The organism is Mucilaginibacter sp. P4_D1, assembly GCF_056401935.1.
In genome coordinates this window covers 317,006-336,336 of sequence record NZ_JBFUIJ010000003.1, presented here as the reverse complement: position 1 = coordinate 336,336, position 19,331 = coordinate 317,006, and the positions used below count along the sequence as shown (strand labels likewise).

The window sequence follows — 19,331 nt, the reverse complement described above, 5'->3', positions numbered from 1 at the left end:
ATGATGGCGTCCCCTGCGGATCGGGCTTTTTGCTCATACTACACGGGCCTTAGCCACATTGGCCGGTATCCGCGCCAATCCAACGCAATTGTTTGAACCGGAATTTACAGAATTAAAGAATGGACAGAATTTCAGCTGCGGGTGTTGATCCGCAATGTACGGACAAACTATCCGAGGATAAATTCCTTATTTAATTTCAAAAGCTGATTGGGCTTTTTTAGACAACCTCTTCGATGCTTGCTGGATGTCAGATACGACAATATTTGATTTAATAAAATCTAAGTTTTCTTTCTGAGTTTTAAGTTTATCAAGTAGGTCAACAACGTTTAGTTTGGCCTTCTTAGTCATCGCTGTATCCTGAACAAGCATTTTTTTAAAAAGATCGGCAAGGGTATCTATTACGTATTCACTGTAATTAACTAAAGATTCGTTTTTATAACTTTGTTTTAAAGACAACCACTCGAACAAAACAATGCTGATCTTGTTCGAATCGCTTTCTTCTATGGCATTAATCCGATCTATGTTTTCTAACGCAATCATTATTTGACCTCTTCTAACGTTATTAACGTTTTATTACCTTGATTTGTTACCACCCAACAAAACTCCTCGCCTTGGCCAGTGCATTATCCAGGCCGCTTACATCGCTGCCGCCGGCGGTTGCGAAAAATGGCTGGCCGCCGCCGCCGCCTTTTACTTCTTTGGCGAGTTCTTTTACGATGTTGCCAGCGTGCAGGCCTTTTTCTTTTACCAGGTTTTCGGCTATCATAACCGTCAGGCTGGGTTTGCCGTCAAAATCGGCGGCGAGTACCAGGAACAGGTTGGGTACAATATCTTTTAACTGGTAGGCCAGGTTTTTAATGGCCTCGGCATTGGGCAGGGCTACTTTTTGGGCAATGAAGTTGATACCATTAATAGCCTCGGCTTTTTGTGCCAGTTCGTTTTTTAAGCCTGATGATTTTTCGAGGATGGCTTTCTCAATTTCTTTTTTCAGCTTGCTATTTTCGTCCAGCAGGCTTTCTATGCTTTTTGGCAGGTCTTTTGGATTTTTAAGCAAATCTTTAAGCTGGTCGACCATGCGGCTTTGGTTGGTGATAAACACCTCGGCAGCAACACCGGTAATGGCCTCGATGCGGCGTACACCTGCGGCTACGGCACTTTCGGCAATGATTTTAAAGAAGCCTATCTGTCCGGTAGCCTGAACATGGGTACCGCCACAAAGCTCCTTGCTAAACTCATCTTCGAAAGTTATCACGCGTACATACTCGCCATATTTTTCGCCAAACAGGGCGGTTACGCCGCTGGTGATGGCTTCGGCATAAAGCACGCTGCGCTTTTCCTTCAGCGGGATATTCTGGCGGACTTTTTGGTTTACGATAGCTTCAATCTGCGCCAGTTCCTCGTCGGTAACTTTGGCGAAGTGCGAAAAATCGAACCTCAGGTAATCGCTGTTGACTAATGAGCCTTTTTGGTTTACGTGGCTGCCCAATACCTGTTTCATGGCGGCATGCAGCAGGTGCGTAGCCGAGTGGTTGGCATTGGTTTGCCCGCGCAAAGCAGGGTCGACAATGGCGGTTAAAGCATCCTCAATATCTTCGGGCAGGTTATCTACATAATGAACGGTTAAACCGTTTTCTTTTTTGGTATCGGTAACCAAAATGATGGTGCCATCCGGGAAAACCAACTCGCCCTTATCCCCTACCTGGCCACCGCTTTCGGCATAGAAAGGTGTTTTATCCAAAACAATCTGGTATTGCTCTTTACCTTTGGCTGTTACCTTGCGGTATTTTACAATGTGCGAAATGGTCTCGGTTTCATCGTAACCGGTAAAGATGGAGGTTTCGTCGTCTTTCAGGGTGATCCAATCACCGGTGTCAATGGCACCGGCGGAGCGGGAGCGGTTCTTCTGTTCTTGAAGGGCTACTTCGTAGCCTTCGATATCGACCGTCCAACCTTTCTCGCGCGCCATAAGTTCAGTCAGATCTATGGGGAATCCATAAGTATCCGACAATTCAAATGCTGCATGTCCAGATATTAGCTTATTCCAAGCATCTATGGTTTTGATATTAGCATCAGAACCAATAGACTGTCCAACGAAAGTTACTGTAGTTATTTCATCAAATCTCCTTATTCCGTTTTGTAGCGTTCTTAGAAAGGCTATCTCCTCCTCCAAAATCACCTTCTGCACAAAATCTTTCTGACTGTAAAGATTATCAAACACCCCTTTAAACTGTTCGGCCAATAAAGGCACCAGTTGGTTAAAGAAAGGTTCTTTAAAGCCTAAAGTCTGGTAGCTATAACGCACGGCACGGCGCAGGATCCTGCGGATCACGTAACCGGCTTTATTGCTTGCAGGCAACTGCCCATCGGCAATGGCAAAGCTGATGGCACGGATATGGTCGGCCAATACACGCATGGCAACGGCTTCGTTCCAGTCGGTATCACCGGGTTTGGCGGCGCTGTTGTATTTTTTCCCGCTTTTCTCCGCTATAAACTGGATAATCGGCTGGAAAATATCGGTATCGTAGTTGGATGTTTTGCCTTGCAGCACGCGCACCAAACGCTCAAAGCCCATACCGGTATCCACATGTTTGGCAGGCAATGGCTGTAATGCGCCACCTTTTAAGCGGTTAAACTGCATGAAAACGTTGTTCCAGATCTCTATCACCTGGTCGTGATCAGCATTTACAAGACTTTGGCCTTTCACCTTTAACCTTTCACCTTCTTCCCGGCTATCATAGTGAATTTCGGAACATGGGCCACAGGGACCAGTTTCGCCCATTTCCCAAAAATTATCCTTTTTATTGCCGGGCAATATGTGATCTTCATCTACAAACTGCTTCCACAGATTATAGGTTTCGGTATCTTTTTCAAGGCCTTCCTTTTCGTCGCCTTCAAAATAGGTAACGTACAGGTGGTCTTTTGGTAACTTGTAAACTTCGGTTAACAGTTCCCAGCTCCAGGCAATGGCTTCTTTTTTAAAGTAGTCGCCAAAGCTCCAGTTGCCCAGCATTTCAAACATGGTGTGGTGGTAGGTATCAATACCAACTTCTTCCAAATCGTTGTGCTTGCCGCTTACGCGCAGGCAGCGTTGGGTATCGGCTACACGGGTTGCCTTGGCTGCTGCTTCGCCCAAAAATATATCTTTAAACTGGTTCATCCCCGCGTTGGTGAACATCAGGGTTGGGTCGTTTTTAATTACAATTGGTGCCGAAGGAACAATAACGTGTCCCTTTGAAACAAAAAAATCAAGAAAAGCCTGGCGTATTTCGGTAGCTGTCATAGTGTGCAAATGTAGTTATTAGTCGGAAAGTCCGGAAGTCGGAAAGTCAGAAAAGTCCGGAAAGTCCGGAAGTTGGGAAATAAGGAAGGGTCCCCCCTCATACGATTTTTCTGACTTCCAACTTTCCTATCTTACTTTTCTAACTTCCGGACCAACAACTCCGGCTACTTTTTTGACTTTTTGGACTTCCCCGGCTTTCTGACTTTCGGACTTTTCCGACTTTCGGACTTTCAGACGACTAACTACTTCTTCTCCAGCAAAATTTTCTTAGCGTTATAAGCCGAGGCGGCATCAATCATTTCAACCAGCGCGGGCCAGTCGGCGGCTTTTTCGAAGTTGTGGGCGTAGGCGCGCGTTACTACAATATTTAATGTGTTGCCGTTTACATTTGCAGTTGACGAGAATGAGCCCGTTTTGTTCTCTTTTTTAATATTCAGCTCTTCTACACCTTTGGCTGTGTATCCCTGGGGGATAGCCAGCGATATGGTATATTTAAAACTGCGGGCGCAGGGCATGTAAACGTCAATAGTGCGCTTGCGTTCGGTATCCTCCAGTTTGTAAAAACCGCCGGTGAGTTTGCCTACATCAACCAGGTAATTGTTGCCTGCCTTTTTCACCAGGTTGTTAAGCACAAATGACGAGCCGTATTTAAACGCCGGGTTGGTATTTTCAATCGCCGGGTCGATGATCTTGCAATCCTTTACTTCGGTTGGTTCCTGGTCGTATTTACCTTTAATTTCGGCGGTGAAGGCTTTTACCTGGTCTTTACGTTGTTGCTCAAAGGCATTTGAGTACTCGTCGGCTTTGTGTTTGCCTTTTATCCTTTTTGATAGTTCTTCGCCTTTTATCAAGGCTTGTAAACCTTTGTCAATATCGCCTGCCGGCAACAAGGATTTTTGGTCTTCAAGACGCATGAAACCGCTTTCGCTTACCTGCCGGGCAATTTTTAGTTTCTGCATATCTGCTGGCAGCAGGTTTACCTGTAGCTGTTCATCAATAAAATTTTTATCGCTGGTTGAAACCGATAACGAATCGTCCTTTTCGGTAAAAGTGTAGTACTTGTTAGTGATGCGATCGGGATTCAGGGCAATTACCTTCTCGCCTTCAAAGCGCTCTGGTAATTCGCCAAAATGGGTAACCACATTATCAAAGCTCATAAAATAGGTTTTGGCCCTTTTTATGCGGATGACAGCATCAAAATCGTTAAAAGTAAACATGTTATCGAGCGTATTGCTCATACGCGATGCTACCATCAATACATCATGGTTAATACCCAATTGGGTAAGCATCATACTCATGCCTATGGCAGCCGGTACACTGCGGGCGCTGCGGTAATTCATCCCGTCGATATTTTCCAGTTCATCGCCATCGTAATTGCAAAAAACCTGGAATTTCCATATGTCATACAACACCTTTAGCACGCTATCTGCGGCATTATTTTTAAATGGCTTACCTGTGTTAAAATAATCCTTGGTGCGTTTTTCGGCTTCGTTAAAGCCGGAGTACTCCTCGAACGAATATTTGAACGCTTTTTTAATGGCCACAGCACGTGTATCATATGATGCATCGGCGCCGTTATTAAACGTGCTGCCAATTTCGATATATGGATACTGGCGCAGGGCCGATACCCAGATATTACTTTTGTACTTAGGCATATTGTGCAGCTTAAGGCTCAGCACCAGGTCGCCATCGGCGTTACGGCCGCCATCAAAATGTGGGGCGCCATTGGCATAAATATATTTTACATCGGTTTTTTTATTGTACTGAAAATCGAGGCTGTAATACAAAACAGGGTACTCATCGGCCAGTACAAAAATATCGTCGTTGTTTTTATAGGATGCGTTTTTGCTGTTTTCGTCAACATCAACGGTACTCACATAATAATCTAAAATATCGCCCACCTGCAAACCGGGGATGGCCAACTTGCCCTTTTGGTCTTTGGTTTCGTTTTTGGTTAAAACCTCTTCGCCGGTATTTACAATTACCTCGCTGCCGTTGGGCTTAACAATTTTTGCACCGATAAAAGTGTTATTGGTGCTCACAAACTTGGTAAGGAAAAAGGACACCGTTTTATCCAACTTTTTTTGGTACTCCAGGGTTGAGTAGTCTTCCAGCGATACTTTATCGTTAATTTTCACACGCTCATGAAAGGTTTTGAGTTTAACGGTACGCAGGCTTGCAGCGGCGGTAATAATCAAAAATTTTATTTTGGTGTTTGATGTACGGTTAAGGCTAAACGACCGTGCCAGCACAACAGCGCTCTCTTTGCTCAGGCTATCGGGTACTTTGGTAACTTTAAACTCGGGCGCGCTGGTACCCCAGATTTCTTTTTGCAATTGGGCGGCTTTTTCGGCATAAGGCACATTGTCCTGCGCGAAGGTTAAAGTAGTGATGAATAAAAAAAATAGTGACAGGTAAAGTGGTTTCATTTAATATATCAGTTTGTAGGTTTTAGGATCAGGGTATCGTTGTAAGCCTTGCTCAGCAGTTCCACATCGTGGTTCCATTGCTCAAAGCGGGTTTTGGGCAAGCTGGTGTTTTTAATAAGCAGGCTTTTTTTGTACACCAGTTTGTTGGGCAGTTGGGTGTAGCTGATGTGAAACTCATAATCGGGGTTCACAATATTCAAATCGGCAGGTACGGTTGCGGCTTTATAATTGGCAGGAATATCCAGTTCGGTTTGGCTGTTGATGTTCATTTTATAGGCAAACCAATAATCAAGCTTGCGCACGGCGGGTTTAAAAGTAAAATCGGCCAGTTCCTTCTGGCTGTCGATGTTGATGTAATAATCCTTACTAAACACGTTTACAGCATTTTTATGCTCCAGGTCAAACGCAGCTGTCAAATCCTTATCAGGGTTGGCAGTACTGCTTAGCTTCAGGTTGTTAATGGTGTAATCGTTGTTATCATCGGCCAGGTATTTCACCATAGCCTTATCCGTATTTTCGTGTTTAATGCTGTTTAAGCCGCTTAAAATACTTTCCTTATCCTCGCCCTTCCAGGTATAATTTACTTTGCCTATCAGGCTGGTGCCGCTTACACTTAACTTGCTGAACTGGTTGATTGAGTTCTGCAAAGGCGGGGCATAAGGTATTTTATTCAGGATGTATTTATCGCCGTCTTCCATTAAAACCTGGCGGCCCTGTATGCGCTCGGCATATTCATTAAGGCTAAGGTAGCTTTCGGTTGCATCAAGGTAGTATTTTTTCCCTTTGTAGTTTAGGGCGCAAATCATGTGGTTATCAACCGCCATTGATGGGGTTTGGTAATCATAGGCAATATGTTTGGTACCCAGCCAGCATAGCCGGGCATCATAGCCCTGCGATACCAGTAGCGCCTTGGTTAAATTGGCCATGCCTTTACAATCGCCATATTTTTTGCGCAGCACTTCGTCGGCCTTCTCCGGCTTAAAGCCCGCCATGCCGTCTTCAAAGGCAATATACCTGATGTTATCCTGTACATAATAAAATATGGCCTTTATTTTATCCATATCGGCAGTAAGCCCGGCGGTTAACTCCTTTGCTTTCGCGCTGATTACGGCTTGATCGCCCGCCACGTTTTTAACCAGGTTGCGGTACCAGGCATACTGATCGGCAAGTGAACCGAAATAGGTGATCTGCTTGCCGCCCGGCGCCGCCGATTTACACAAGACCAACAGGTGCGGGTAAATATAGGTTGGGCCGGGGCTGTTGGCCTCGCGCTTCATGGCCGGTATATTTGCAAACGAATAGGTGATAACATCGGCATCTTCGCCAGAGATGTATTCGGTAGTTTTTTTTATGCCGAAGGAATTAAAGTTCATTTCCTTGATATCCACTTTCATCCAGCGGGGAATTTTAAAGCTCACCTCGCCCTGCTGCACTATTGCCGCATCTGAAAAATAGATGGAAGTAAAATACCGGGGATCATTCAGGGTTTCTTCAAAGGTGACCGTGCCGACACTTCCTTTTTTGGGCATATCCATCGGGAAGTAGCAAATTTTTGCGTCCGAGTAAAAAACATCGTCCTGGCTGTAATAGGTGTAGGTTGGCTTAAACGACCGTAAGTTATGGCCATCAACCTTGCAGGTTACCGCATCGATGCTGGTGTTATCGTTATAAAATTCAGATACCGGGTAGCTTACACCATAGGTATTGCTGACGTAGGTATTGCTCAGTTTCTCTTTTATCTCAACCCTGTTGGTTTGGCCGTTCCATTTAAACTGGTACTCATTTTTTAAGGCGGTTATAGTTACCAGCGAATCGCCTTCTAAAGCAAACGCCCCCAGGGTAAACAGCGTACAGCAGGCGCACGCAATCAATCGTTTAAAAATCATATTATAATCAGAGGATGAAATATAATACTATTATTTGGATTTGGGAATTTGGATGCGTGTAAAAGTAATGAGGGAAATAATTAAACTGAAACCCAGCTACTTCGTGCCAGGTTTGCGTATATCTTTTGCCCTATCAAAAGTTACCAAACAACTATCCAGCGGTTGGCCTTTCTTATAAATACCGTCGCAGAAAACCTGGCAGGCCTGGGGATTTTTGCTGGAAGCGCATTGGTTTCTGCACTCATCTTCGGCATTGCCCGGTATAATATCATATAAATAGAAAGTACCGACGATGATAAAAGCCACCAATGCAAAGGAACCCCCAAAAAATATCACCCGAAGGCGCATCCCCAGGGGCTTCTTCACCACATGAGGATCTGTTTTGGGCTGCTGCTTAACTGGTAAAATATGTTTTAAGCGGTCATAATCCCAAATCAATAAAAACAGGCTTGCCAGCAGCATCATCGTGGTACCGCGGGTACCGTCAAAACGGGTAGCATAGGTAAGCACACAAATATTTACGATGATTGGAAAATACATCAATGCACCAAGAAGAGAAGTTCTCGGGATAAGTAACAAGATAGCTGCTACAACCTGAACAATCCCGATAAAAGTATAGTAGTATCCGGTAAGTTGCAAGGCATCAAAATAATGCCCTAAAGGATTATTGTGGGGCAGGACGGCGGCAAATCGTTCGCCCATGATCTTTACGATGCCCGCTATTAAAAACCCGGCTGCTAAAGCAATGCGGCAAAAAACGGCAAACCGTTTAAGCCATTTGTCGGCCCTTGCCTCGTAGTATAGTTCTTCAAGTCTGTTCATATCAGTATATTATATTGTCTGATTCCTATTAAGTTTTTATTACAAATAAAAAGTACTTTGAAATATAAAGTTAAATAAGTCCAACTGCATTTCAAAATATTTTAAGAAAATAAACTGAGACACCAATTTTGTTTTCGCAATGGTTTGCAAATACGCCGGTTCAGCGCAAGATTAAGGTCGAAGCCAAAAAAGAAAAAAATCAACTTTAAACTTACGACTGTTGACTTAACACAATGTTTTGTTAAGGTGCATCACATGCGTCTACATTTTGCTGACAAAAATCCGAAATCGAAATTCCCAATTCCGAATTCAAAAAGATACCTTTGCATATATGGCTTACAAAGAACGCGAAATAAGCAAAATGTATTACACCATGGGCGAGGTATCGGCCATGTTTGATGTAAACCAATCGCTTATCCGTTTTTATGAAAAGGAGTTTGATGTATTGCAGCCTAAAAAGAACAAAAAAGGCAACCGCTATTTTACCCCCGAGGATATCGAGAATTTTAAGATCATCTTCCACCTCATTCGCGATAAAGGCTATACCCTGAACGGCGCCAAAGAACACCTGAAAAGCAACCTTGGCGATCACAAAGAAAACCAGCGCGTGATCGACTCGCTCGAAAATATCAAAAAGTTTCTATTAGAAGTGCGCGACCAGTTGTAGGTTTTATCAATGTAGGTTCACTCCGCTATTATTCCGTACCAGGCAAAAGGCGTAGCCTTGACCGATATTGTAGGAGAATACCAACCCAAGAATAAAGAGAGCCGTAGGCTCGGCCCATATAATCAACGAGTTCTTTTAATATTCCAAATATCAGCGTACAATAAATGAACCGTACCTACGGCACTTATTCTATGCCGTTTTATAACCACGGGTTGAAACCCGTGGCTACAATATTTACCAGGGCGACGCCCTTGAACTGCAAAAAATCGATGCCCCTTAAATTCCGGCAATTAATAAGTGTAATATTCCCTGATCGATCAATCTGCTGATTTATTTCAACTCATTTATTTGACGTATCCGCCTAAAACATATCTTTATTGCTTTCACCATATCATAAATGATCGCGAACCATAAAGGCGAGATCCCTTTTGTTGTATTGCTCCTGCCTTTTTTGCTGGGGATAGCCTCAGGTATCGGCTTTATTACGGCCGCATACCTTCCCTTACTTTGGAGCATTTTCGGCGGCTTGGGTATTGCCTTTATCCTGCTGAATTTAAGCTATCAGCGGCTGGCCATTTATAAAACCAGGTGGCTTGGTGGATTATTAGTTACATTCATCCTGTTTTCAGCAGGCTGCATCTGCGCCATCAATAATAACGAACTGAACGATGCAAGGCATTTTTCCAGGTCGCCGGCGCAATACTTATCCATAAAAATCAATACCGAACCGCAGCTCAAAAACGGACTGCTAAGGTTTACGGCAACGGTTGGGCAAAGCATTAACCATAAACAATTAATTCCCGTTACCGGCACAATCTTGGTGACCATTAAAGACAGTGCAGCCATATCCCTGCAATATGGCGACGGGTTAGTTATCCCGGCCAAATCCACCCCTATCGACCCACCCTTTAACCCTGGCGAATTCAACTATAAAAAATACCTGGCGCATCAAAACATATACTACCAGGCATTTTTATACCCGGGAATGTACCGCGTTGTAAAGCATGGTACGGGCAACGCGCTCATCGCGTTTTCGCTGCGGCTACGACAGCAAATGATTAACCGGTTTAAGCAGCAAATGTACGATCCCGGCGCCATCGCTGTAGCATCAACCCTGATACTGGGTTACAAAGCCGATTTGAGCGGCGATATTTTGCAGGCCTATTCCAAAACAGGTACCATTCACGTACTATCGGTTTCAGGTGCGCATGTGGCCATCATTTATATTTTGCTGCAATTTACCCTTGGTTTTTTAAACGGCTACCGGCATGGCAGGGTAATAAAAGCGGTTATCATTATCGCGCTCATCTGGTACTATTCGCTGCTTAGTGGCTTCTCGCCTGCTGTTTGCCGGGCAGCGGTGATGATCAGTATGGTTATCATCGGCAAAACTTATGCGCGGTATATCAATTTACTCAATATCCTGGCCGTATCGGCATTTGCGCTGCTGTTATATAACCCACTTTTAATAACCGATGTTGGTTTCCAGCTATCATACCTGGCTGTGGCCGGGCTGGTGGTTTTACAGCCGGTGGTTTACAAATGGGTGGCGTTTAAAAATAAATGGGCAGATAAAATCTGGATGGCTTGCTCGGTATCGATAGCCGCGCAGGTTATCACGTTTCCGTTGAGTGCATTGTATTTTCACCAGTTCCCGGTTTATTTTTTACTGACTAACCTGCTTATTATTATACCCACATCGGTTATCATGTACAGTGGTGTAGCCTACCTGGCGCTTTCATGGGTGCCCTTGCTATCAACTTTACTGGCGCGGTTATTGGAGTATACCATATTGTTCATGAACAAAGCACTGGCAATTATTGAATATGCGCCCTTTGCCAGCATTGGTAAAATATGGCTTACAGTGCCGGAGTATTTGCTGCTTTACCTGATCATAATAAGCGTGTTTTACTATTTGTACAATAAAAAAACATGGCTTATAAAGCTTAGCCTGACCGGTGTACTACTATTTGCCACAAGCATCAGCCTGAAAAGGTACCGGGCCGAAAGTACCCACTCTATCGCATTTTTAAACCTGCGCAAAAACACATGCATTGTATTTAAAAACGGTGGCAGCGCGGTTGTACTTACCAACCTTGCAGATACCGATAAAAATTACAAATATTCGGTACAGGCTTATTTAGATAGTGCACAGGTGGAGCATGCCACCATTATAGGCTTAAGCCAAAACATCAGTTCAACATGGTTTAAAAAACAGGGAGCATTAATGCAGTTTTATAATAAAAGGATAATTATATTTGATAAGCAATTACAAAACCAACAGCTACCGGGTAAACTGATAGCCAGTTATTTATATATTACCGGCAATCCACACACCAATTTACAAGCGGTAAATAGTAACTTTGACTACCAAACATTGATTATTGATGGCAGCAACAGTAACCAAACCGTTGAAAGATTTACTGAAGGCGCAAAGGCACTCAATGTAAACTATAAAATATTAAAACGTAACAATTCGCTGATTATAGTATCTAATTAACAACATTAAACTAACTACCAATAAATTTGTCTTTAAGCTAAAAACAGGTAAATTGGTATAATCAAATTAAAACAATGAGGATAAAATTTTTAAATGTTGCCTTAGGCCTTGCCCTTACCGCAACTGTAATGAGTGCAAGCGCACAAAAAAAATACACCGAAGGCGTAGTAAACTTTACTACAGCCATGATGGGGCAGCAAATAAATGCCAAAAGTTATTTCCGGGCAGATTCAAACGCCTTTGCTTTTTCGAACGGCCCCGCCAACATCAAAATTTTGACTGATGCCGGCGCTAAATCAATGGTTATTTTGGTTGATGTTCCTGTTGCCAATATTAAAAAGGCAGCCGTTGCAACACCAGATGATATTGACCAGGCAATGGCTGGTTTACCGCAGTTTACTTTTGCACCAGGCACCGAAACTAAGGTTATCAATGGCTTTAACTGTAAAAAAGTGGTGGCTACTGATAAAAAAACCAGCAAAACTTTCGATATCTGGATCACCAATGATATTGAAATACCATTGGCTGGCGTAGCTAAGTACTACCAGGGTATTGGCGGCTTCCCGGTTCAATATACATCATTTAGCCAGGGCCAGTCAACCGAGGTAACTGTTACCAGTGTAACCGAGCAAAAAGTTCCTGCAGGTACATTTGGCATCCCTGCCGATTTTGAAAAGATAACACTTGACGATTTGAAGGCTATGCGCGGCGGCAGATAAGCCAAACTTTAACAATTAACTAAAGGTTTCTTAACATTGCAGTAAAGTACTACTTTTGTACCCCTGTATGTTAAGAAACCTTTTCAGTTTAGTGCGCTTCCTTTTATTCTGGTTATTGTTCTTCGCAATAACCCGGCTGGCGTTCGAACTATATTTTCTGCCTAAACTTAAAGATGCCGGCCTAAGCGACATCATACAAACCTATTTTTACGGCCTCAGGCTTGATGCTTCGGCAGCAGCCTACATCAGTGCCATCCCCCTTTTGGTTTTCCTGGTTAACTGGTGTATACCAAATACGCATATCAAACCCATCTGGCTTAAAATATATGTTTGGGTTTGCCTGTTTTTTATCTCGCTAAATACGGGTCTCAATTTCAACATTTTCCGCGAGTGGGGTACCAAGGTGGTGTTCAGGGTATTTAAATCGCTGTACGATGCGCCATCCGAAGCATTTGCCTCAACAGGCTCTTCGCCGGTGGGCCGCACGGTTACCATTTGCCTGGTGCTATTAGCCTCGGGTATATATCTGTCATTAAAGATCATTGACTTTAAATTTGAAAAGCCGGCGGTGGAGCCCAGGCTAAAAACGATAATTATCATTTTGCTCCTTTTCTTCAACTTTTTGCTGATGCGCGGCGGTTTACAACCTGTACCCGTAGATCAAAATTCAGCCTATTTTTCCGACCGTGAATTCCTCAACCAGGCAGCCCTTAATACCGAATGGAACCTGTTTAACAATGTAGTTGAAAACCTTGGCCGCCCGTACAACCCGTTTGTGTTTATGCAGCCAGGCAGCGCTACCCAACTTGTGCAGGAAGCTTATAGCTATAATGGTGACAGCACAAGAAATATACTTACCACCAACAGGCCAAACATTGTAATTATCCAGATAGAAAGCTATACCGCCGATGTAATTGAATCGTTGGGCGGCGATAAAGGCGTGGCCTCCAACTTTGAAAAATTCATCAAAAACGGCATCCTGTTCAACAATATTTATTCATCCGCCGACAGGACCGATAAAGGCATCGTATCTATCATGAGCGGCTTCCCTTCGCAGGCCATTCGTACCATTGTTGCCGATACTTTAAAAAACAAAAAGCTGCCGGCAATATCGTCGTCGCTTAAAACTGCGGGGTACCCAACATCCTATTTTTATGGCGGCAAAAGCAATTACATGCATTTTGACCTGTTTATGAAAAACCACCAGGTTGATCATATTACCGACGAACTGGCTTTTGACAAAAGCCTGGTTAAAACCCAGTGGGGCGTATACGACGATGTGCTTTTTGCCAAACACCTGGATTTTGCCCAACAACAAAAGCAGCCTTTTTTTACCTACCTGCAAACATCAACCAATCATGAACCTTTTGTACTGCCGGGCAAGCCGCACTTCCCACAGGAAGATAAAGATGGCGACGCAGCCAACAAATTCAGAAGTACTGCCTACTTTACCGACTCGTGCCTCAACGCCTATTTTGAACAAGCCAAAAAGCAGGCATGGTATAAAAACACCCTCTTTATTTTAGTAGCCGACCACGGCCACCGCCTGCCGCGCAATGTATCCGAAGCTTATAACCCCGTAAAATACCACATCCCGTTGCTATTTTTGGGCGAAGTAATAAAACCCGAATACCGCGGCAAAAAAATTAACAAACTGGGCGGGCAAACCGATATTGCCACCACCCTGCTTACCCAATTGGGGCTGCCCCATCAACAGTTTAAATGGTCGAAAGATTTGCTGAACCCTACCACTAAAGATTTTGCTTTTTTTGACTGGGACAACGGCTTTTGCTTTATGACCCCCCAGCAAGTGGTATCGTACGATAACTCAGGCCGCAGGGTAGTTTATACGGGCAATAAAAACGCGGATGCAAAGACTACTGATAATGTGCTGCTATACGGTAAGGCCTTTTTGCAGGAGGTGTATACAGAGTATATGAGGTATTAAACACGATTTTCAGGATTTTACAGGATTGACTGGATTTTTTTCTGAACCAGAATTTTTAGAATTAAAGAATTGGCAGAATTTAGATTAACAAACGTGCTATATTAATAGCGCTCTTAGTTTGCTCTTTGACTTTTAATAACCGAAATTTGGATATGCTTACAGAAGAAGAATTAGACGAATTGGAAGATATTCGATTATATGACGAAGTGAAATTACTTAACGAACCCTCGATCCCAATTGAAGACGCATTCAAAATACTCGATGAAAAACGGCGGATTTCGTCAGCAGACCAATTAAAAAATTCTGCACATTCCTAAATTCAACAAATTCAGGTTCAGAAATAAATTTTGAATTTTAACTTTCGAATTTTGAATTTAGCGCCGCTCCCAGCTGCTCTACCCACATTTCAAACAGTTTGGTTTCAAAGGCTACCGCTTTATTGGCGTGTTTTTCCCAATCGGGCGAGAATTTGTGCAGCTGGTTAAGCATTTCTTCCAGGTGACCTTCTTCTTCCAGGATGATTGATTTTACGTTTACCTTGCTGCCTGCTTCGTCAAGTGCAGACTGGTAGATAGGGTAAAGCTCATCGGCACGAACTTCAATAGCATAGGTTACCAGCAGGTAAGCAGCAAAGCGGAGTTCTGCTCCTGTAAGGTTTAATTCGCTTTTGAGGTATCGGCAAACATCAATATCCAGTTGGTTTAAATAGTATTTACTTGAACCGGGGGCCAGCAGGTACTCGACGGCGTAGGTTGGCAGCTCCACTCCTGTTTTTTCCAGTTGTTTTTTGAGGTAGAAGGCATGGCGATGCTCTTCGGCAGCATGTTTCAGGATAATATAGGTCACAGTAAGCGGGTCTTCACTGGCCGAAATTTTGCGGGCCCCGGTGTTTTCCATCAGCGACAGCGTGTTTAGCCAGCGCGAATGTAACTGGTTATCGGCTATTATTTGTGGTAGAAGTTTGTTTAATAACATGTTATATTTCTTGTAATGCCTGCTCTATTTTGCTGTAAACATACTGTAGTTCATCATCAGTAATGCAATACGGCGGTAAAATGTAAATTACGTTGCCCAGGGGGCGTAATATAACACCGGCAGTTAAAAAGTAATGGTATAATTTATCGCGAAGCGAGCTGAAATAAGAGGTATTATCCCCCGTTCCCCACTCCATTGCCAGTATGGTACCGGTTTGCCTCACGTTTTTTATTTTAGGGTGATGTTTAATTTTACCAGCAAACAATGCATGCGCATTAACAATCCGCTGGATATTTGCAGTTGTTTGGGGTTGTTCAAACAAATCCAGGCTTGCCAGTGCCGATGCGCAGGCTATTGGGTTGGCTGTAAAAGAATGGCCGTGAAAAAGCGTTTTCAAACGATCATCAGATAAAAAGGCATCGTAGATGTGTTGGGTACAGGTGGTTAAGCCTAATGCCATAGTACCGCCCGTTAAGCCTTTTGAAAAGCACATGATATCGGGCTGTACGTCGAGATAATCGCATGCAAATGATTTTCCTGTACGGCCAAACCCAGTGAAAATTTCGTCGTCAATCATCAGCACTCCTTCCTGTTTGCAGTGGGCCATCAATTCATTTAGGTATTGGGCCTCGTACATCAGCATGCCCGCAGATCCCTGCACCAATGGCTCGAAAATAAAACAAGCCAGTTCGGATTTGAGATGTGAGATGTGAGATTTGAGACTTTGGATGTTTTCTTTGTTGGGCGTATCAATAAACTCTACTTCGAACAATAAACTATCAAAGGCTTTGGTAAATGCGCTACGACCGCTTACTGCCATGGCACCAAAGGTATCGCCGTGATAGGCGTTGTTTAAAGCCAGTATTTTGGTACGCTGATGTCCCTTATTATTCCAGTATTGAAGGCACATTTTTATAGCTACCTCGATGGCGGTTGAGCCATTGTCGGAGTAAAATACTTTTTGCTGGTTGTTGGGCAAATGGGTCAATAACCGCTCGGCTAATTCAACTGCGCCTTCATGGGTAAACCCCGCGAAGATCACATGCTCCAGTTTTTGCAACTGCTCTGCTACTTTTTGGGCGATATACGGATGCGCGTGCCCGTGAATGTTTACCCACCACGACGATACAGCATCAATATATTGCTTACCCGATTCATCAAACAACAAAGCGCCTGCTCCCCTTACTATGGGTACGGGCGGCGCCGCTGTTTTCATTTGGGTATAGGGGTGCCATATTACTTTAAGGTCGCGTTCGGTAAGGCTCATAGCTCATCCTGTAAAAGTTCAACTACCCGTTTATCGGTAGGGAATGCAAAATCAGCAATACTTAGGGCAGTTAAGTTTATCCACCTGAATGACTGTAGCACTTCTCCTTCACCGTCAAAATCAAAGGCTATGGTTTTGGTAACTAAATTTACCGGGCTTACGCTACGTACCAGATAGTAAACGCTGATGACCTGCGAATTGTTAAAAGCCGATTTTACAAAAAAATCGGTTGTATAAAAATGCCCTACAATCTCAATATCCAGGTTGCACTCCTCCATGAATTCGCGCTTCAGGCCGTCAAGCAGGCCTTCACCCAATTCAAGGCCGCCACCGGGGAACTTGGTAAATTGCATCCCATATTCCTGCTCATCGCTTACCAGCAATTCGTCGTTATCATTAAGCAACAGGCCGTAAACCCTTACATTAAAATACGCTGCCATTATTCAAAGTGTTTTTTATTTCGTACTACAATATCCATCGTCCACTCAATGGTTTCTGTTTTAGCCTCGCTCCTGATGGGGCAATTGGGCATGCTGCAATAGTGGCAGCAATTGGGCAAGCAGGGGTCGGTATGGATAAACAATTCGGTTTTTATACCTACCTCCTGGTTAATCATTTTATCAACCAGCGATACCTCGTTATGCACCGTGGTCAAATCAAAATAGCTGGGTAGTGTCAGGTGGCAGTCAATATGCAGTTCATGACCATATTTTTGAGCACGCAGGTTATGCACATCAATCCAGGCATCGCGGCGCTTATCGCTTAATACCTTTATCACTTCATTAACTACATCAATGTCGGCCTCGTCCATCAGTCCGCCTACAGAGCGGCGTACCAGCTTGTAGGCGCTATAAATTAAATACAAGGCTACCAGTATAGATAAAGCACTATCAAGCCATACCAGGCCCACAAAGTGGATCAATAGTAAACCAGCCACCAGGCCAATGCTGGTTACCATATCGGCTATTAAATGATGCCCGTCTGCATCAAGCGTTATTGACCGTAATACTTTCCCCTTATGGATCATATAATAACCCAAAGCGCCGTTAACAGCGCCGGTTGCGCCAATAATAACCGCGCCGGTGAGCAAATCATGAATATTTTCGGGATGAATTAAACTATAAACCGATTTTCCGATAATGATGAGTCCGGCAATGCCTATAAGCGATCCTTCGATAAATACCGAAAAGTACTCTACCTTGCCATGCCCGTAGGGGTGATTTTCGTCGCGTGGCTGTGCAGCAAGGTATATACTAAAGAAAGCGAAGGAGCTGGCTATTACATTAACGATACTTTCGGCGGCATCGCTTAATACAAAATTGGAACCGGTTAAAAAGTAAGCCCCGAATTTCGCCATCATTAACACTATACCCGTAATCAGCGAAATTAATATGATCCTTTTTTGTTCCTTCAAAACAATCTTTATTAGGCCGCAAATTTATAAATAACAAGCGTAAGTAGCAGTAAAGTTATTTTCTATATTTGCCGCGATAACATAATTTATATGAGCGCATTAAGTAACCGGATAAATAATCTGTCCGAATCAGCAACAATTAAAATGGCCAAATTGGGCCGTGAACTTGCCGCAAAAGGCGTGGATGTGATCAGTTTGAGCTTTGGCGAGCCTGATTTTCATACACCAGAACACATCAAAGAAGCTGCCAAGCAGGCCATGGATAAAAACTTTACCTACTATACTCCGGTAGCGGGCTATCCTGAACTGCGTAAGGCTGTTGTTGCCAAGCTAAAGAATGAGAACAACCTTGATTATGATTTTAGCCAGATTGTGGTTTCGACAGGAGCTAAACAAGCCATCGCCAACGCGGTATTATGTTTGGTTAACCCGGGCGAAGAAGTAATTATCCCTACCCCTTACTGGGTATCGTACAGCGAGGTGGTTAAACTTGCCGAAGGTGTAAGCGTTTTTATAAACACTACCGTTGAGCAAAACTTTAAAATTACCCCTGAGCAATTAGAAGCCGCTATTACTCCCAAAACCAAATTATTTATGTTTTCGTCGCCTTGTAACCCAACAGGCAGCGTTTACAGTAAAGATGAACTGGAAGGTTTGGCAAAGGTATTTGAAAAACACCCGCATGTATACATTTTAAGCGATGAGATTTATGAGCACATCAACTACGTTGATAAACATGAATCAATAGCGCAGTTTGATTACATTAAAGACCGTGTGATCATCATCAACGGCTGGTCGAAAGCGTTTGCCATGACTGGTTGGAGAATTGGTTACACTGCATCAAATAAAGAGATAGCTATTGCCTGCGATAAAATGCAGGGACAAATAACCTCTGGTACCTGTTCAATCACCCAACGTGCCGGTGTTGCCGCTTACGAAGGCGGATTAGAAACCGTACTGGAAATGCGGTCCGCATTTAAAAAGCGCCGCGACATAGTATACAAGTTATTGAGCGAAATTGAAGGACTAAAAGTAAACCTGCCCGATGGTGCGTTTTATTTCTTCCCCGAAGTAACTTCATTCTTTGGTAAGAGCTACAATGGCAGAACCATTAAAGATGCTGATGAACTGAGTATTTATCTTTTAGAAGAAGCCCATGTTGCCACCGTTGGCGGCGATTCGTTCGGCGATCCTACTGCTATCCGTTTATCATACGCCGCGGCCGAAGATAAGTTGATTGAAGCGGTAAAAAGGATTAAAGAAGCCTTGGGGAAACTGGTTTAAATTCTGAACCGGAATTTATCGAATTAAAAAATTATCAGAATTTGAATAAAAATTCAATAAATTCTATTAATTCGTTTAATTCGAGTTCAGACGACAAACAAGAAAGCCCCTCATCATCACGACGAGGGGCTTTCCTGTTC

At 43.5% G+C, this 19,331-nt stretch carries 15 protein-coding genes; 6 read left to right on the top strand and 9 right to left on the bottom strand.

Annotated features, from left to right (window positions below; all coding sequences use genetic code 11):
* Positions 1-186: 186 nt before the first annotated feature.
* The 5 genes from AC1DV1_RS05305 to AC1DV1_RS05285 all read right to left on the bottom strand — a co-directional run bounded on the left by AC1DV1_RS05305 (position 187) and on the right by AC1DV1_RS05285 (position 8,417).
* On the bottom strand, positions 187-540 hold the full coding sequence (locus AC1DV1_RS05305; RefSeq protein WP_477356294.1) for a hypothetical protein: 354 nt from the start codon (positions 538-540) through the stop codon (positions 187-189).
* A 46-nt stretch (positions 541-586) separates the two neighbouring features.
* Complete coding sequence (gene alaS / locus AC1DV1_RS05300) at positions 587-3,280, bottom strand: alanine--tRNA ligase (protein WP_477356292.1); 2,694 nt, start codon at positions 3,278-3,280, stop codon at positions 587-589.
* Positions 3,281-3,522: 242 nt separating this feature from the next.
* Positions 3,523-5,709 carry a hypothetical protein gene (locus AC1DV1_RS05295; protein WP_477356290.1) on the bottom strand — a complete coding sequence of 729 codons (2,187 nt, stop codon included), beginning with the start codon at positions 5,707-5,709 and terminating at the stop codon, positions 3,523-3,525.
* 8 nt (positions 5,710-5,717) lie between these two features.
* A complete protein-coding gene (locus tag AC1DV1_RS05290; RefSeq protein ID WP_477356288.1) occupies positions 5,718-7,595 on the bottom strand; it encodes a transglutaminase-like domain-containing protein in 1,878 nt (625 codons plus the stop codon).
* A gap of 96 nt (positions 7,596-7,691) precedes the next feature.
* On the bottom strand, positions 7,692-8,417 hold the full coding sequence (locus tag AC1DV1_RS05285; RefSeq protein ID WP_477356286.1) for a DoxX family protein: 726 nt from the start codon (positions 8,415-8,417) through the stop codon (positions 7,692-7,694).
* A gap of 331 nt (positions 8,418-8,748) precedes the next feature.
* Here AC1DV1_RS05285 and AC1DV1_RS05280 point away from each other — a divergent pair, with 331 nt between their 5' ends.
* The 5 genes from AC1DV1_RS05280 to AC1DV1_RS05260 all read left to right on the top strand — a co-directional run bounded on the left by AC1DV1_RS05280 (position 8,749) and on the right by AC1DV1_RS05260 (position 14,568).
* On the top strand, positions 8,749-9,084 hold the full coding sequence (locus AC1DV1_RS05280; RefSeq protein ID WP_090653238.1) for a MerR family transcriptional regulator: 336 nt from the start codon (positions 8,749-8,751) through the stop codon (positions 9,082-9,084).
* Positions 9,085-9,481: 397 nt separating this feature from the next.
* Positions 9,482-11,584, top strand: coding sequence for a ComEC/Rec2 family competence protein (locus AC1DV1_RS05275; protein ID WP_477356284.1), 2,103 nt, complete (start codon positions 9,482-9,484; stop codon positions 11,582-11,584).
* Between the two features lie 74 nt (positions 11,585-11,658).
* Positions 11,659-12,303: a DUF4412 domain-containing protein gene (locus AC1DV1_RS05270; RefSeq protein ID WP_477356282.1), complete on the top strand. Its 645-nt coding sequence runs from the start codon at positions 11,659-11,661 to the stop codon at positions 12,301-12,303.
* Positions 12,304-12,370: 67 nt separating this feature from the next.
* Entirely contained in the window at positions 12,371-14,251 is a 1,881-nt protein-coding gene (locus AC1DV1_RS05265) for an LTA synthase family protein (RefSeq protein ID WP_477356280.1), read from the top strand.
* A gap of 152 nt (positions 14,252-14,403) precedes the next feature.
* Positions 14,404-14,568, top strand: a complete 165-nt coding sequence (locus AC1DV1_RS05260) for a hypothetical protein (RefSeq protein WP_477356278.1) — start codon at positions 14,404-14,406, stop codon at positions 14,566-14,568.
* A 37-nt stretch (positions 14,569-14,605) separates the two neighbouring features.
* On the opposite strand, the gene AC1DV1_RS05255 is transcribed toward AC1DV1_RS05260, so the two are convergent.
* Genes AC1DV1_RS05255 through AC1DV1_RS05240 form a run of 4 tightly spaced genes read right to left on the bottom strand, consistent with a single transcriptional unit; the run spans position 14,606 to position 17,907 of the window.
* Positions 14,606-15,226: a hypothetical protein gene (locus AC1DV1_RS05255; RefSeq protein WP_477356276.1), complete on the bottom strand. Its 621-nt coding sequence runs from the start codon at positions 15,224-15,226 to the stop codon at positions 14,606-14,608.
* Position 15,227: 1 nt separating this feature from the next.
* Positions 15,228-16,493 (bottom strand): adenosylmethionine--8-amino-7-oxononanoate transaminase, encoded by a 1,266-nt coding sequence (gene bioA / locus AC1DV1_RS05250; RefSeq protein ID WP_477356274.1) that lies wholly within the window; start codon positions 16,491-16,493, stop codon positions 15,228-15,230.
* Positions 16,490-16,933: an NUDIX domain-containing protein gene (locus AC1DV1_RS05245; RefSeq protein WP_477356272.1), complete on the bottom strand. Its 444-nt coding sequence runs from the start codon at positions 16,931-16,933 to the stop codon at positions 16,490-16,492. Before AC1DV1_RS05245 ends, bioA begins: the two co-directional genes overlap by 4 nt.
* Positions 16,933-17,907, bottom strand: coding sequence for a cation diffusion facilitator family transporter (locus AC1DV1_RS05240; RefSeq protein ID WP_477356270.1), 975 nt, complete (start codon positions 17,905-17,907; stop codon positions 16,933-16,935). Before AC1DV1_RS05240 ends, AC1DV1_RS05245 begins: the two co-directional genes overlap by 1 nt.
* 90 nt (positions 17,908-17,997) lie before the next feature.
* On the opposite strand from AC1DV1_RS05240, the gene AC1DV1_RS05235 reads away from it, so the two are divergent.
* Positions 17,998-19,191, top strand: a complete 1,194-nt coding sequence (locus AC1DV1_RS05235; protein WP_477356268.1) for a pyridoxal phosphate-dependent aminotransferase — start codon at positions 17,998-18,000, stop codon at positions 19,189-19,191.
* The last annotated feature ends 140 nt before the right edge of the window (positions 19,192-19,331 follow it).

Coding starts and splice junctions, on each gene's coding strand:
- AC1DV1_RS05305 (WP_477356294.1), bottom strand. CDS start 540: ATGATTGCGTTAGAAAACATAGATCGGATTAATGCCATAGAAGAAAGC.
- alaS (WP_477356292.1), bottom strand. CDS start 3,280: ATGACAGCTACCGAAATACGCCAGGCTTTTCTTGATTTTTTTGTTTCA.
- AC1DV1_RS05295 (WP_477356290.1), bottom strand. CDS start 5,709: ATGAAACCACTTTACCTGTCACTATTTTTTTTATTCATCACTACTTTA.
- AC1DV1_RS05290 (WP_477356288.1), bottom strand. CDS start 7,595: ATGATTTTTAAACGATTGATTGCGTGCGCCTGCTGTACGCTGTTTACC.
- AC1DV1_RS05285 (WP_477356286.1), bottom strand. CDS start 8,417: ATGAACAGACTTGAAGAACTATACTACGAGGCAAGGGCCGACAAATGG.
- AC1DV1_RS05280 (WP_090653238.1), top strand. CDS start 8,749: ATGGCTTACAAAGAACGCGAAATAAGCAAAATGTATTACACCATGGGC.
- AC1DV1_RS05275 (WP_477356284.1), top strand. CDS start 9,482: ATGATCGCGAACCATAAAGGCGAGATCCCTTTTGTTGTATTGCTCCTG.
- AC1DV1_RS05270 (WP_477356282.1), top strand. CDS start 11,659: ATGAGGATAAAATTTTTAAATGTTGCCTTAGGCCTTGCCCTTACCGCA.
- AC1DV1_RS05265 (WP_477356280.1), top strand. CDS start 12,371: ATGTTAAGAAACCTTTTCAGTTTAGTGCGCTTCCTTTTATTCTGGTTA.
- AC1DV1_RS05260 (WP_477356278.1), top strand. CDS start 14,404: ATGCTTACAGAAGAAGAATTAGACGAATTGGAAGATATTCGATTATAT.
- AC1DV1_RS05255 (WP_477356276.1), bottom strand. CDS start 15,226: ATGTTATTAAACAAACTTCTACCACAAATAATAGCCGATAACCAGTTA.
- bioA (WP_477356274.1), bottom strand. CDS start 16,493: ATGAGCCTTACCGAACGCGACCTTAAAGTAATATGGCACCCCTATACC.
- AC1DV1_RS05245 (WP_477356272.1), bottom strand. CDS start 16,933: ATGGCAGCGTATTTTAATGTAAGGGTTTACGGCCTGTTGCTTAATGAT.
- AC1DV1_RS05235 (WP_477356268.1), top strand. CDS start 17,998: ATGAGCGCATTAAGTAACCGGATAAATAATCTGTCCGAATCAGCAACA.